At 58.2% G+C, this 13,058-nt stretch carries 9 protein-coding genes; 5 read left to right on the forward strand and 4 right to left on the reverse strand.

From position 1 onward, the window contains the following. Positions 1-14: 14 nt before the first annotated feature. Together AACY19_RS00005 and AACY19_RS00010 are read right to left on the reverse strand one after the other, a co-directional pair. Entirely contained in the window at positions 15-1,235 is a 1,221-nt protein-coding gene (locus AACY19_RS00005; protein ID WP_339446711.1) for a hypothetical protein, read from the reverse strand. Between the two features lie 239 nt (positions 1,236-1,474). Next, positions 1,475-4,327, reverse strand: a complete 2,853-nt coding sequence (locus tag AACY19_RS00010; RefSeq protein ID WP_339446713.1) for a hypothetical protein — start codon at positions 4,325-4,327, stop codon at positions 1,475-1,477. A 236-nt stretch (positions 4,328-4,563) separates the two neighbouring features. On the opposite strand from AACY19_RS00010, the gene AACY19_RS00015 reads away from it, so the two are divergent. The 5 genes from AACY19_RS00015 to AACY19_RS00035 all read left to right on the forward strand — a co-directional run bounded on the left by AACY19_RS00015 (position 4,564) and on the right by AACY19_RS00035 (position 9,882). Further along, positions 4,564-5,592: a LacI family DNA-binding transcriptional regulator gene (locus AACY19_RS00015; protein WP_339446715.1), complete on the forward strand. Its 1,029-nt coding sequence runs from the start codon at positions 4,564-4,566 to the stop codon at positions 5,590-5,592. Between the two features lie 150 nt (positions 5,593-5,742). Next, positions 5,743-6,525, forward strand: a complete 783-nt coding sequence (locus AACY19_RS00020) for a sugar phosphate isomerase/epimerase family protein (RefSeq protein WP_339446717.1) — start codon at positions 5,743-5,745, stop codon at positions 6,523-6,525. Next, positions 6,518-7,537 carry a sugar kinase gene (locus tag AACY19_RS00025; protein WP_339446719.1) on the forward strand — a complete coding sequence of 340 codons (1,020 nt, stop codon included), beginning with the start codon at positions 6,518-6,520 and terminating at the stop codon, positions 7,535-7,537. Before AACY19_RS00020 ends, AACY19_RS00025 begins: the two co-directional genes overlap by 8 nt. A gap of 56 nt (positions 7,538-7,593) precedes the next feature. Further along, entirely contained in the window at positions 7,594-8,892 is a 1,299-nt protein-coding gene (locus tag AACY19_RS00030; protein ID WP_339446721.1) for an MFS transporter, read from the forward strand. Positions 8,893-8,904: 12 nt separating this feature from the next. Next, positions 8,905-9,882, forward strand: a complete 978-nt coding sequence (locus AACY19_RS00035; RefSeq protein ID WP_339446723.1) for an NAD(P)-dependent oxidoreductase — start codon at positions 8,905-8,907, stop codon at positions 9,880-9,882. 72 nt (positions 9,883-9,954) lie between these two features. Here the strand turns inward: AACY19_RS00035 and AACY19_RS00040 are convergent, their stop codons facing one another. Together AACY19_RS00040 and AACY19_RS00045 are read right to left on the reverse strand one after the other, a co-directional pair. Further along, positions 9,955-11,142: a pyridoxal phosphate-dependent aminotransferase gene (locus AACY19_RS00040; protein WP_339446725.1), complete on the reverse strand. Its 1,188-nt coding sequence runs from the start codon at positions 11,140-11,142 to the stop codon at positions 9,955-9,957. A 41-nt stretch (positions 11,143-11,183) separates the two neighbouring features. Further along, positions 11,184-12,809 carry a methyl-accepting chemotaxis protein gene (locus tag AACY19_RS00045; protein ID WP_339446727.1) on the reverse strand — a complete coding sequence of 542 codons (1,626 nt, stop codon included), beginning with the start codon at positions 12,807-12,809 and terminating at the stop codon, positions 11,184-11,186. Between the last annotated feature and the right edge of the window lie 249 nt (positions 12,810-13,058).

Genomic DNA, 13,058 nt, shown 5'->3' on the forward strand with positions numbered 1-13,058 from the left:
GCTTTGACTGGAGTTCATACGTGTCCTCTTCCTATCTTCAAGCGGCTGCCATTGTTCAAAACCAGGCTGGAAACGTTTCCGATATTGCCAAAAAGCTCAGAACGATTGTCCAGCGATACGCGACCGTTAGTATCCGCGCTGATATCACCGGTCACGCGGCTGCCATTGTTCAAGGCCAGGCTGGAAACATTCTCGGCGTTGCCGTTAAGGGCTGAACCATTGTCCAGATTTACCACCGCAGCGGTGCCCGCAACGGCAAGCACATTGCCGTTCAATGTACTGCGCGAGTCCAGTTTGACCTGAGTGACGTTTTCGAGATTGCCTTGGATAGATGCGGCATTTTGCATCGTCAGCGCGATGGTACTCCCGGTATCGGCGACGACGTTGCCGGTCAGTTGGCTGGCATCAACGGAAAAATTGGCCGTGGAGCGGTTGGTTGCCTTCAACAACGAGCCATTACCGCCGACCAGTTCGGAATTGCCGCTGACATCAATGGTGGCGACAGTCCCGGCACTTCCGGAGGAGCCCAGCACGATGGCCGAACCGGTTCCGCCAGTCACGCGGGTATTGTTCAACGTCACGGTGCTGGCATTGACACCCGTGTTATCTGTCACGATTTGCAAACCGTCCTGTCCACCCGTAATCGTGCCTCCTGTCGCCGACAGCGTTGCACCACCCAATTGCACGCCGTAACTGGTAGCACCTGTGCCGATGACTGTCGAGTCGATGAGATTCAGTACAGCGAAACCCACTGCGTTCGCACCACCAGGAGCACCGGTGATGACGCTATTGCCCGTGACGGTTGCAGAGGACGATGTTGGAGTATTGATGTTGCGTCCCAGCAGAAGCCCGAAACTATTGGTGCTGGTGAGGGTGCTGTTATCAATCGTAGCAGAGCTGTCACTCAGGGCTATCGCCCCCCTGCCAGTCGAGCTGTTAACCGTAGCACCTGACAACGTCAGCCGGGAGGCATCGCGCGCATCGATCCGCTGACTTTGACCGCCATTAAAAACAACGTTGGCGGCTTGTGAATTAATTGAAAGGGCGTTTGCGTTGTTGATCGTCAGGGTCCCGCCCTGGGAAACTGTCCAGGCTTCGGGTGCCGGAGGATTGGTGACCGTTTCGCTCTCTCCGGGGTTCAAGATTCGGGCCTGCGTATTGGAGGCACTAAAAATAATAGAGGCAAACAGACAGCTGTTAGTAAACAAATGCCTCAAACGAAAAGATATGGTCATGAAAACTCCAAACAGCGAACAAATTTAAAAGCGATTTTCTGACAGAAAGTCAGAAAAGCGCCGCAATAAAACGTCCGACAGACTAATCAGCAATCTCCCCGCAAGATGTAGGACTAATCCTCAATTAGGTGGGAATTATCTGAGAACAGAAAGGGAAACCTGAATCTCACTCTTCAGAAATATCAATATCGCGGGAGAGAGGAGACTCTCCCGCGATAACTTTCCTCAAGATGCAAGCATCACGTTGCCGGCACAGGAGTTCGGTCGCAGTACTCTGCGCTCGAAGTGATTGTGTCGAGTTTTTTGATAAGTTCAATCGATGTTTGAACCCCTCCGATGTCTGCGGTGTACCACAACTTGATCCAGGCAGCTGCATTCTGTCTTGGTTGTGCAAGCTTGAAGATCGCAGCATTACCAACGCCTGCGACATCAGCAGTACCAGCAGCCTGAATCGTATATGGCTGGCTGTCCGCCGTACCGGGAATCAAGGCTGTTGCCGTCGCGTTACTGTGTGCTTCCATGTGTACAGTAATGGCAGTGCCAGCCGGCAGATTTACAGCATCCTTCGGAATGCCGAGTGCCAACACCCAGTTGGTGGCCGCATTATTCATCGCAAAGCAGTCACACTGGTCTTTCAGCGGATTACGGATGCGGATGGTGGGCTGCAGCAAATCGATTTTCCTGTTGCTGACCGTTACACTTTGAGGGGGAGAACTGACGATGTTTTTATCTATGCCTGTTTTCTGGCGCGTCCAGTAGCAGTCGGTCATTGGCGTTGGCAAGGCGGCCACGGTAGTCGCCGGGATGGTAACGGAAAAAGTAGTCATGTCGCTGAACGGTGAAACTTCACCAACGTACTTGCCAGCCAGGTAGAACTTGGCCGTTTCGGAAGAACTCAGCGGTGGGTCCGCAAGTGCCAACGTCACTTCAATTTTCCCCGGTTGGTCACGATCCCCCGGCTGCAAGTGGTTGGGTGTATTGGAAGCCCCCGTAACAACTGGCAGGGCAAACGCCGGGTTTACCAGTTCAGGCAACTCCGGATACAGCCCCCCAGGTGGATAGAGATCGATCCAGAAGAACAACTCCGGTGAAGAGAACGTTTCAGTGCCACGAACAACTTCGGACCAGATCTTGAATTCCGAAGGCTCTTGATAGGCTCCGAAGAGATCGGCGAAAAATCCTGTATAGGGCAAGGGGAACGGTACATCCGCGCTCGTGATGGGCAGCGGGCCCAGCATTTTGAAGTTTGTAGGGTCCGAAACATCTTCAATGTACACCTGGACCGTGTCGCCGGTTTCCAGATTATCGATGAACGCCCGTTCAACGATCGCGGAAATAGAGTCTTCAGTACCGTCAGCCTTGAGGAAGTTTTCCAGGTAGATCGTCGTGGTGGCATCGGGATCAGTTGCCGGCACCAACGGGGCTTTATGCAAAACCGGATCCAGCGCGAGCCCAAGTGTCAACAACGCTGTTGGGGTCGAACTGGCGCTTCTGTTCCCCACATGGTCTGTCCAAAAAAAGTGAGCCATCACCCGCCCGTTTTTGTGTAGGCGCAGTGCTGTATTGTCAATCTGAACAGCACCTGAGGCCGGGACAACTCCTCTAAATACCTCGGTATCTACAATGTCCGGCGCCACACCCGAAACGAAATGGAGTTCCAGCTCGTCATCAGCTCGACGATTCATATACGCAGTGCCAAAAACCAGTTGCAGGAACGCGTTGGCCTGCATCCAGGTTTCGTTAACGAGTCGTTGCGCATCGGCCGGCGCATTGGAGAACGTGGCGTTTGGCGTTGGCGTTGTCAGCCTTTTGCTAGGGAACTTGAGCCCGTAAGGTGGGTTTTCGTCAATCACGATTGTTACGACGTTAGAGGGGTCATCGTTACCGGCCCCGTCCCGGTAAACCAGTATTTGCAAGTCATATGCAGTAGGCGTCGCGGGTTGAGGTAAATCTGGTAGAAGCGCCTTGTCTATTTCTATCAATATAGGGTCGGTACGATCGGCAATCGGCCCCAATTGCCTGTAACCTATTTGCAAGAGTGACTGCCCGGCGACGGCCGCATAGATATCACAGTCGTCATCCGGCAACGGTTGAGAAAGTGCATCGAGTTTTACAATGATCTTTCCCGTATCCAGTTGGCTCTTTGGAACGAAATCATCTGCGACCGTATCCACCGAAATCGACGTCGCAAAAGTACTATTTATACTTGCACCAAGCGTTGGTGGATTGGCTCTTGCTTTAAACGTTACTTTCTGTTGAGCAGTCATTTGCATTTCTCCTTCATTGAACCCGGACGGGCTACTTTGACCAGGCGTTACCTGATCGATCCTCACAAGTGATATTTCTGATTCGGCAATAAGCCGACCACCGTGCATCAATTGGCAGACAGCAGTTGCGGAACAGTTGTCGAACAGCGGAAATATGTGTTTCAGGTACGGCACATTGAGATCGAAACCCTTGGCTATATCCGTCTCAGAGAGGGTTCTTTGCCAATCGCCATAAGCACCGACCACTTCCGCCCCACTGCCATTCAAGGTCGAATAACCTCGCCATATAACTTTGGCCACATCACCGGGAAAGGCGATATTGTTAAAACCCGCAAGTCTAACGGTTGCGCCGTTGATCAAAGGAGGATCAGTGTGGTTGTTCAGATACCCCCAAAGCGTCGCATTAGGAAAGGAGGGTGCCCGTAGTTTTATAAGCGGTGTGTGATCGATGGTAAGTTTTCGGTCCGGCGAAGGATCATCATTTCCGCCGGAACCTTTCCAAACCTTGTAATAAAGAAATGCGATGCCGTCGGCCGCCAAGTGTTCGGGCGTCAAAGCAAAATAAAGAAAAGGAACAGTCTGGATCGTGGGGTAAACAACGTTATAAAGTATTTTTTCTACACCGTTCTGACGAAAAATCACCCACAAATTGTCATTGGGTTCTGGAAGTAACCAATACGGAATAATAATGCGAGTTCCACTTGTCAAAATATTGCGAGGTACGTGACCGTCCAGATCGCTATCGTCGATCCCTTCAACAGAAAGCGGCTGTGCCAATACACCTATGGGCGTTCTGGCGGCCTGACTGGGTGGAATCGAAGTCATTCTTCATCACCGACTTATGCGAAAAAAAATTCGAGAGAGTCATTTTTTTTGATATTGCTTCGGGAAAAATTAGGCGCTTAAACTCAGATGTTTCCAACTGTCAGATCTGACAGGCATTGCTACCGTCCGTCGGACATGACTGACATTTCTCCCGCCACCTCCATCATCTTCACTTGACGCAATCAAAGTGTTTGGTGTCTCCTGAAACCGGTTTCAGACAATAAGAAGACACAACCGTGAACGATTTCTCCTCCGCCCAGCGCAGCCGCGTCACCATGCTCGACGTCGCCGAACGCGCCGGCGTGTCCAAGGCCAGCGTCTCGCGTTTTATCGGCGATGATCGTGCCCTGCTCTCCGATGCCATCGCCTTGCGCATCGAACAGGCGATTGCCGAACTCGGTTACCGCCCGAACCAGATGGCCCGTGGTCTGAAACGCGGGCGTACCCGCCTGATCGGCATGCTGGTGGCCGATATCCGCAACCCTTATTCGATTGCCGTGATGCACGGGGTGGAAACCGCTTGCCGTGCGCACGGCTACAGCCTGGTGGTGTGCAACACCGACCGCGATGACGAGCAGGAACGTCAGCACCTGGCGCTGTTGCGCTCGTACAACATCGAAGGGCTGATCGTGAACACCCTGGGCCATCACCGTGACGAACTGCACGAATTACGCGGCGAGATGCCTATGGTGCTGGTGGATCGCAAGGTCGACGGACTCCACACCGACATGGTCGGCTTGAACAACCCCCAAGCGGTGGAGATGGCGCTCGCACATCTGGAGCAACGGGGCTATCGGGATCTGGTGTTGGTGACGGAGCCGTATGACGGCACCAGTTCGCGGATTGAGCGGGTCAGCAGTTTTCAGGCGCAGATTGAGCAGCGCTCGCGATTGACCGGGGCGGTGCTGGAAACCGGCGATGACCTCAACGCGCAACTTCAAACCTTTCTGAACACACCTGGTCACGGCCCGAAAGCGCTGTTTTGCGCCAATGGCGTGGCGGCGCTGGCCGCGACGACGGCGTTGCGCCAGATGGGTTGCCGGTTGTTCGAGGATGTCGGGCTGATCGCCCTGGATGATCTGGACTGGTATCCGTTGGTGGGCAGCGGGATTACCGCGCTGGCTCAGCCGACGCAGGAAATTGGCGCGCGGGCGTTTGAATGTTTGCTCAAGCGTTTGCGTGGGGATGACGAGGCGGCGCGGGTGATGGATTTTGCGCCGGTGCTGGTGGAGCGTGGGTCAACCCGTGACGCAGGTGGTGTCTGATATGACGCCTTCGCGAACAGGCTCGCCCCCACAGGTGACCGCGTTGCAAACGTGGGAGCGAGCCTGCTCGCGAAGGCGCCCAAAAGGACAACACACCACCACCTGATTTTTTTTGAACAAAAATGAAACCGGTTTCAGAGGTCAATAACAATGAATAAACCCGACGTTTCCATCAGCCTTTCCAGCTACGGCGCTGAGCTTGTACGTCAACGCGGACAAGGCTCCTTTATCGAGGTATTGGCCAGTGCCGGAGCCAATCGCATCGAATGGCGCGAAGAGTTGCTGACTCGCGAAGACCCGATGCAACTGGCCCAGGCGACCGAGGCGCAAGGCCTGCAAAGCATCTATTCCTCACCGACAGAATTGTGGCTCGCCGGTCAGTCGAACCCTAATCCCGAATTGATCACCGCCCTGCAACGGGCAGAGGTCTTCGGCTCGAAATGGCTGAAAGTCTCTCTTGGCTATTTCACCGACACCAATGATCTGCAAGCCCTGGCCGAGCGTTTGAAACACAGCCCGGTGCAGTTGCTGGTGGAGAACGATCAGACCTTGCACGGCGGACGCATCGAACCGTTTCAGCGTTTTTTTGCCGCCGTCGAGCAACACGGCTTGCCGATCAAAATGACCTTCGACATCGGCAATTGGCAGTGGCAAGACCAATCCGCCGCCAGCGCCGCGCGCCTGCTCGGGCGCCATGTCGGCTATGTACATTGCAAAGCAGTGGCCCGGCGCGACGACGGCAAACTGGTGGCGGTGCCGCCGGCCATCAGCGACCTGCATTTGTGGGAGCAACTCCTGCGGCACATGGCCCAAGGCGTCATGCGCGCCGCCGAGTATCCATTGCAGGGTGACGATCTGGTGCAGTTGACCACCGAGCATGTCGCGGCCCTCGCCCGCCTCGGCCAATCCCGTCTGGAGCCTGCTCATGTCTGAGATCGATATTCTGTCGTTCGGCGAAACCATGGCGATGCTGGTCGCCGAGCAGACCGGTGATCTGGCAGCGGTCGAGCAGTTTCACAAGCGTATTGCCGGGGCCGACAGCAACGTCGCCATTGGCTTGTCTCGCCTGGGTTTCAACGTAGCGTGGCTGAGCCGGGTCGGCGCTGATTCGCTGGGGCGATTTGTGGTGCAGACGCTGGCCAGCGAGGGACTGGATTGCCGCCACGTCGAAGTGGACAACGCGCATCCCACCGGTTTCCAGTTCAAGTCCCGCAGTGACGATGGCAGCGACCCGCAAGTCGAGTATTTCCGTCGCGGTTCGGCAGCGAGTCATCTCTCGCCGCAATCGATCAGCGACACTCTGCTCGGCGCCCGCCATCTGCACGCTACCGGCATTGCGCCAGCGCTGTCGGCGTCGGCGCGGGCAATGTCATTCGAATTGATGACGCGCATGCGCAATGCCGGGCGCAGCGTGTCGTTCGACCCTAACCTGCGCCCGAGCCTGTGGGCCAGCGAGCGCGAGATGATCCGCGAGATCAATCGCCTCGCCGCCCTCGCGCACTGGGTGCTGCCGGGATTGAGCGAGGGCCGGTTACTGACCGGCTTCGAAGACCCGGCGGACATTGCCGCGTTTTATCTCGATCAGGGCGCTGAGGCCGTGGCGATCAAACTCGGGCCGCAAGGTGCCTATTACCGAACGCAACTGGCATCGGGATTTGTCGCCGGTGTGCCGGTAACCCATGTCGTCGACACGGTCGGTGCCGGTGACGGCTTTGCAGTGGGGATGATCAGTGCCCTGCTGGAACATCAGGGTTTTGCCGAGGCGGTGCAGCGGGCGAACTGGATTGGCAGTCGGGCGGTACAGAGTCGCGGAGATATGGAGGGGTTGCCGAACCGATCCGAGCTCATCGCCGAATTCGAGTCCGCCTTCGCGAGCAGGCTCGCTCCCACATTTGAAATGCATTCCGCTGTGGGAGCGAGCCTGCTCGCGAAGCGGCCCGCCTGATCACCACAAAATTTGAACCTGCTGCGACAAAAACAACAAGCTCAGGAGCAAGGCCCATGAAAACCGCAACCCTCGCCACCCGCCGCTGGTGGTACATCATGCCCATCGTGTTCATCACCTACAGCCTGGCGTATCTGGATCGCGCCAACTATGGCTTCGCCGCCGCATCGGGCATGGCCGAAGACCTGATGATCACCCCGGGCCTGTCGTCGCTGCTCGGCGCGCTGTTCTTTCTCGGTTATTTCTTCTTTCAGGTGCCGGGCGCGATTTACGCGCAAAAGCACAGCGTGAAAAAGCTGATCTTCGTCAGCCTGATTCTCTGGGGCGGGCTCGCCACGCTGACCGGCGTGGTTTCCAACGCTTATTGGCTGATCGTGATCCGCTTCATGCTCGGCGTCGTCGAAGCGGCCGTCATGCCGGCGATGCTGGTCTACCTGTGCCATTGGTTCACCCGCGCCGAACGCTCGCGGGCCAACACCTTTCTGATCCTTGGCAACCCGGTGACGATGCTGTGGATGTCGGTGGTTTCCGGGTATCTGGTGCAACACTTCAGTTGGCGCTGGATGTTCATCATCGAAGGCCTGCCGGCGGTGTTCTGGGCGTTTATCTGGTGGCGTCTGGCCGATGATCGTCCGGCTCAGGCCAAGTGGCTCAACGACCAGGAAAAGCACGACCTGGAAAGCGCATTGGCCGCTGAACAGGTCGGCATCAAAGCGGTGAAGAACTACGCCGAGGCGTTTCGTTCGCCGAAGGTGATCATTCTGGCGCTGCAGTTTTTCTGCTGGAGCATCGGCGTTTATGGCTTTGTGCTGTGGCTGCCGTCGATCCTCAAGGCCGGCGCGCAAATGGACATGATCGAGGCCGGCTGGCTGTCGGCGCTGCCCTATCTGGCAGCGGTGATCGGCATGCTCGCGGTGTCGTGGGGTTCGGACAAACTGCAGAAACGCAAACGCTTTGTCTGGCCGCCGCTGCTGATCGCCTCGATTGCGTTCTACGGTTCGTATGCCTTGGGCGCAGAACACTTTTGGTGGTCGTACACCTTGCTGGTCATCGCCGGCGCGTGCATGTACGCCCCTTACGGGCCGTTTTTCGCCATCGTCCCCGAGATTCTGCCGGCCAACGTCGCCGGTGGCGCCATGGCGCTGATCAACAGCATGGGCGCGCTCGGGTCATTCGGCGGCTCGTACCTGGTCGGTTATCTGAACAGTTCCACCGGCTCGCCGGGCGCTTCGTACCTGCTGATGAGCGGCGCGTTGCTGCTGTCGGTGGTGCTGACCATTTGCCTCAAGCCCGGCGCCAGTGATCGCGTCGTCGCCAAAGCCGCTGCCACGCGCACCGTGCCGGCTCACTCCTGAGAGACATTTGCCATGAAAAAACAGGTCGTGTTGTACAAGAAACTTTCGCCCGCGCTGATGGCGCGTTTGCAAGACCAATGTGAGGTGACGCTGATCGACAGCCTCGACGCCGACGGCCTCATGCAACTGCGCGATGCCCTGCCCCACGCCCACGGCTTGCTCGGCGCCAGCCTGAAACTCGATGCCGCGTTACTCGATCTCGCGCCGCAACTCGAAGCCATCGCCAGCGTCTCGGTGGGCGTCGATAACTACGACATCGACTACCTGACCCGGCGCAAGATCCTCCTGAGCAACACCCCGGACGTGCTCACCGAAACCACCGCCGACACCGGTTTCGCGCTGATCCTCGCCACCGCCCGGCGCGTGGTCGAGTTGGCGAACAGGGTGCGCAACGGTCAATGGCATCGCAACATCGGGCCCGAGCATTTCGGCACCGATGTGCATGGCAAAACGCTCGGCATCATCGGCATGGGCCGCATCGGCGAAGCGCTGGCGCAGCGTGGGCATTTCGGGTTCGGCATGCCGGTGATCTATCACAGCCAGTCGCGCAAACCGGCAGTTGAGGCGCGATTCGATGCGCAATACCGCAGCCTGGAGGCGCTGCTGCAAGAGGCTGATTTTATCTGTCTGACCTTGCCGCTGACCGCGCAGACCGAAGGCTTGATCGGCGCCGGGCAGTTTGCATTGATGCGCCCGGACACCATCTTCATCAACATCTCGCGGGGCAAGGTGGTGGATGAGGCGGCACTGATTGAAGCGCTACGTCATCAGCGGATTCGCGCGGCGGGGCTGGATGTGTTCGAGCGTGAGCCGTTGAATCATGACTCGCCGTTGTTGCAGTTGAACAATGTGGTGGCGACACCGCACATAGGCTCGGCGACCCATGAAACGCGTGAGGCGATGGCACGGTGTGCGGTGGAGAATCTATTGGCGGCGTTGAATGGCGAGAAGCCGGCGAATCTGGTGAATCCATCGGCCTGGCAGGGCTGAGATCTTCAGTGCCTGTTGTGGCCCAATCGTTGGCGAGCCAGCGATTGGGCCAGTCACGGCAACGCACAACCATCAAGCACTGCGCGCCTGCAGAAGCTGCGCCGCACACAACGCAATCCGCCCACAGGCATCCGCGAGCTTCACCCGATCCAGCACCAAACCAATGCGGATATGCCCCGCCGCACTCGGCCCGAATGCCTCGCCTGCCAGTACCGAAACGCCATAACCCTCGAGCAACCGCTCGGCAAACGCCTGGGCACCGAGCCCGGTCTGGCGCACGTCAACCATCACGAACATGCCGCCATCCGGACGAATCGGGTACAGCCCCGGGCACCCCTGCAAACGCTCGCAGACCAGGTCCCGACGCAGGCGATACTCCTCGCGCATCTGCGTCACTTCCGGCAGGTCCGACTTCAGCGCTATTTCCGCGGCCTTCTGCACAAAATCCGGCAAGCCGAACAACATGCTCAAAGACAGGTTGACCAGATGCGCGGCCAAGGGTTTGGGCCCGATCATCCAGCCGATGCGCCAGCCAGTCATGGCGTGGGATTTCGACAGGCTGTTGATCGTCGCGGTGCGTTCGGCCATGCCCGGCAAGCTCGCCGGACTGACGTGCCGGCCTTCGTAAAGCAGATCGCTGTAGACCTCGTCGCTGATCAGCCACAGGTCGTGGCGCACGCAAAGCGCCGCCAGTTCCTGCCAGATCAGTAACGACAGACTCGCGCCGCAAGGGTTGTTCGGGCTGTTGAACAACATGGCGCGGGTCTTCGGGGTGATGCGTGCGGCGACGTCGGCCGGATCGACCCGGAAACCGTTTTCCGGCCTCACCGGCACGGGCACCACCGTGGCGCCGCACGCGCCGAAAACGCCTTCGTAGGTAACGTACATCGGCTCGGCGACAATCACTTCATCGCCCGGGTCCAGCAGACATTGCGCCACCGAATACACAGCGCATTGCGCGCCGGGCATGACGATCACATGGTCGGCGTCGACCACCTGACCACTGCGCCGCCGATGGCGCTCGGCAATCAACTGGCGCAGCGCCACGCGTCCACGCACTTCGGAATAGTGGGTATCGCCCGCCAGCAGACTGTTGATCGCTGCGTGAACGATGGGCAGCGGCGTATCGAAATCCGGGTCGCCGACACTCAACAGCAGAATATCGACACCCTCGGCGCGCAACTCCAGCGCTCGGTCGTGAATCTGCCAGGCGGCTGCTCCTTCGCCGGCGATTCGGTGGGTCAAGGCTGAATAGCGCATGTACGTCTCCTGATTGCGCGGTGTCCAGCCTTCACCCTATCTCAAATCACGAAACGCGCCACCATGGCATTCAAATCCACCGCCAGGCGCGACAGTTCATGGGTCGCGGCGCTGGTCTGGTTGGCCCCGGCGGCCGATTGCGTGGCCAGATCGCGGATGTTGACCAGGTTGCGGTCGACTTCGCGCGACACTTGCGCCTGTTCCTCCGAGGCACTGGCGATCACCAGGTTGCGTTCGTTGATCTGATGAATCGATTGCGTAATCTGCTCCAGGGCAACACCCGCAGCGCGGGCCATTTCCAGTGTGGTCTGGGTGCGCTGGTTGCTCTGCTGCATCGAAGAAACCGCTTCGCCAGTGCCGTTCTGAATGCCGGCGACCATTTTTTCGATTTCCTGAGTCGATTGCGCGGTGCGATGCGCGAGTGCGCGGACTTCGTCGGCAACCACGGCGAAACCCCGACCCGCCTCACCGGCACGCGCCGCTTCGATGGCAGCGTTGAGTGCCAGCAGGTTGGTCTGTTCGGCGATGGCACGGATCACGTCGAGCACTTTGCCGATGTCACGACCCTGGGCGGCGAGACCTTCGATCATTTGCGCGGTGTTTTGCACGTCGTGAGTCATGGTCTGGATCGCGTCGACGGTTTTCACCACCTGATCACGGCCTTCGCGGGCGGCGTGGGTCGATTGGTTGGACGCTTCGGAGGTCGACACAGCGTTGCGGGCCACCTCTTCTACCGCTGCGGTCATTTCGTTGACGGCGGTGGCGGCTTGCTCGATTTCGTTGTTCTGTTGTTGCAGACCGCGTGAGGCTTCTTCAGTCACGGCGCTGAGTTCTTCGGCAGCGGCGCCCAGTTGCGTGGCGGAGCCGGCGATCTGTTCGATGGTTTTGCGCAGGTTGGTCTGCATTGCGGCCAAGGCTTCAAGCAGGCGGGCCGGCTCGTCGTTGCCGTCGATTTCAATGGTTTTGCTCAGGTTGCCATCGGCGATGGTGCGCGCAGCGGCCACCGCACGGTTCAACGGGGTGACGATGCTGCGGGTCAGCAACCAGGCGAGCAGCACGGTGGCCAGTGCGGCAATAATGGCAACAAGGACGATGCCGAAGATTGCACTGTCGTATTTTTCACCCGCCTGTGCCGAAGCGGCTTTTGCCCCGGCGGCGTTGATCGCGATGAGCTTGTTGAGTTGCTCGCCCATCTGGTCGGTGCCGTCCTTGATCCGCGTATTGATCAGGCTGCGCATCTCGTCGATTTTGTCCTGACGTGACAGCTCCATCATCTGGTTCTGTGCTTGCAGGTAATTGTCCAGGGTGTTGGCGAACGTCTGATACAGCGCACGTTCTTCCGGGCCCGCCGGCAATGCGGCGTAACTGGCCTGGGCGCTGCGAACCTTGTCGACCAGCACGGCGATGCGGGCTTGCGCCTCCTGCAAACCGGCCGCCTCGCGGTTGACCAGCACGCGGAACGAAAGGATGCGCAGGCGCAGGACGTTTTCCGTGACCACGGCGAGTTGCGTCACGCTGGGGAGTTGCGTCGACTCCATGTCGATGGAGGCCTGGCGAATGGTCGACATGCGATTGACGGCGAATACGCCGAGGACGATCACCAGCAAGGCGATGAAGGCAAAACCGAGGAAGGCACGGGGCGCGATATTCAGGTTACGCAAGGACATGGTTGGACTCTCGGAAGATAGAAACTACGAGCGTCCATGCCGTGATCACTGGCCCGTAGGTCGGGCTTCGGTCCGGCGTCACTGTTTTGGGGGTGTGGTGTGCGCGCCTGTTAGCTGTATCGGCCAGGCTTTAGGAAGATTGCGGGTCTACAACAACTATTTTTCAGGGTGTTACATGAATGAAACACCTTCCCTTCCCGCCTGCAGGAACAGACGTGTGCAGCGAGGCTGCGATCTTTCTGGTCTGTT

Origin of the sequence: Pseudomonas sp. EA_5y_Pfl2_R50, assembly GCF_963970475.1 — a bacterium.
In the GTDB taxonomy this organism is placed as follows: domain Bacteria; phylum Pseudomonadota; class Gammaproteobacteria; order Pseudomonadales; family Pseudomonadaceae; genus Aquipseudomonas.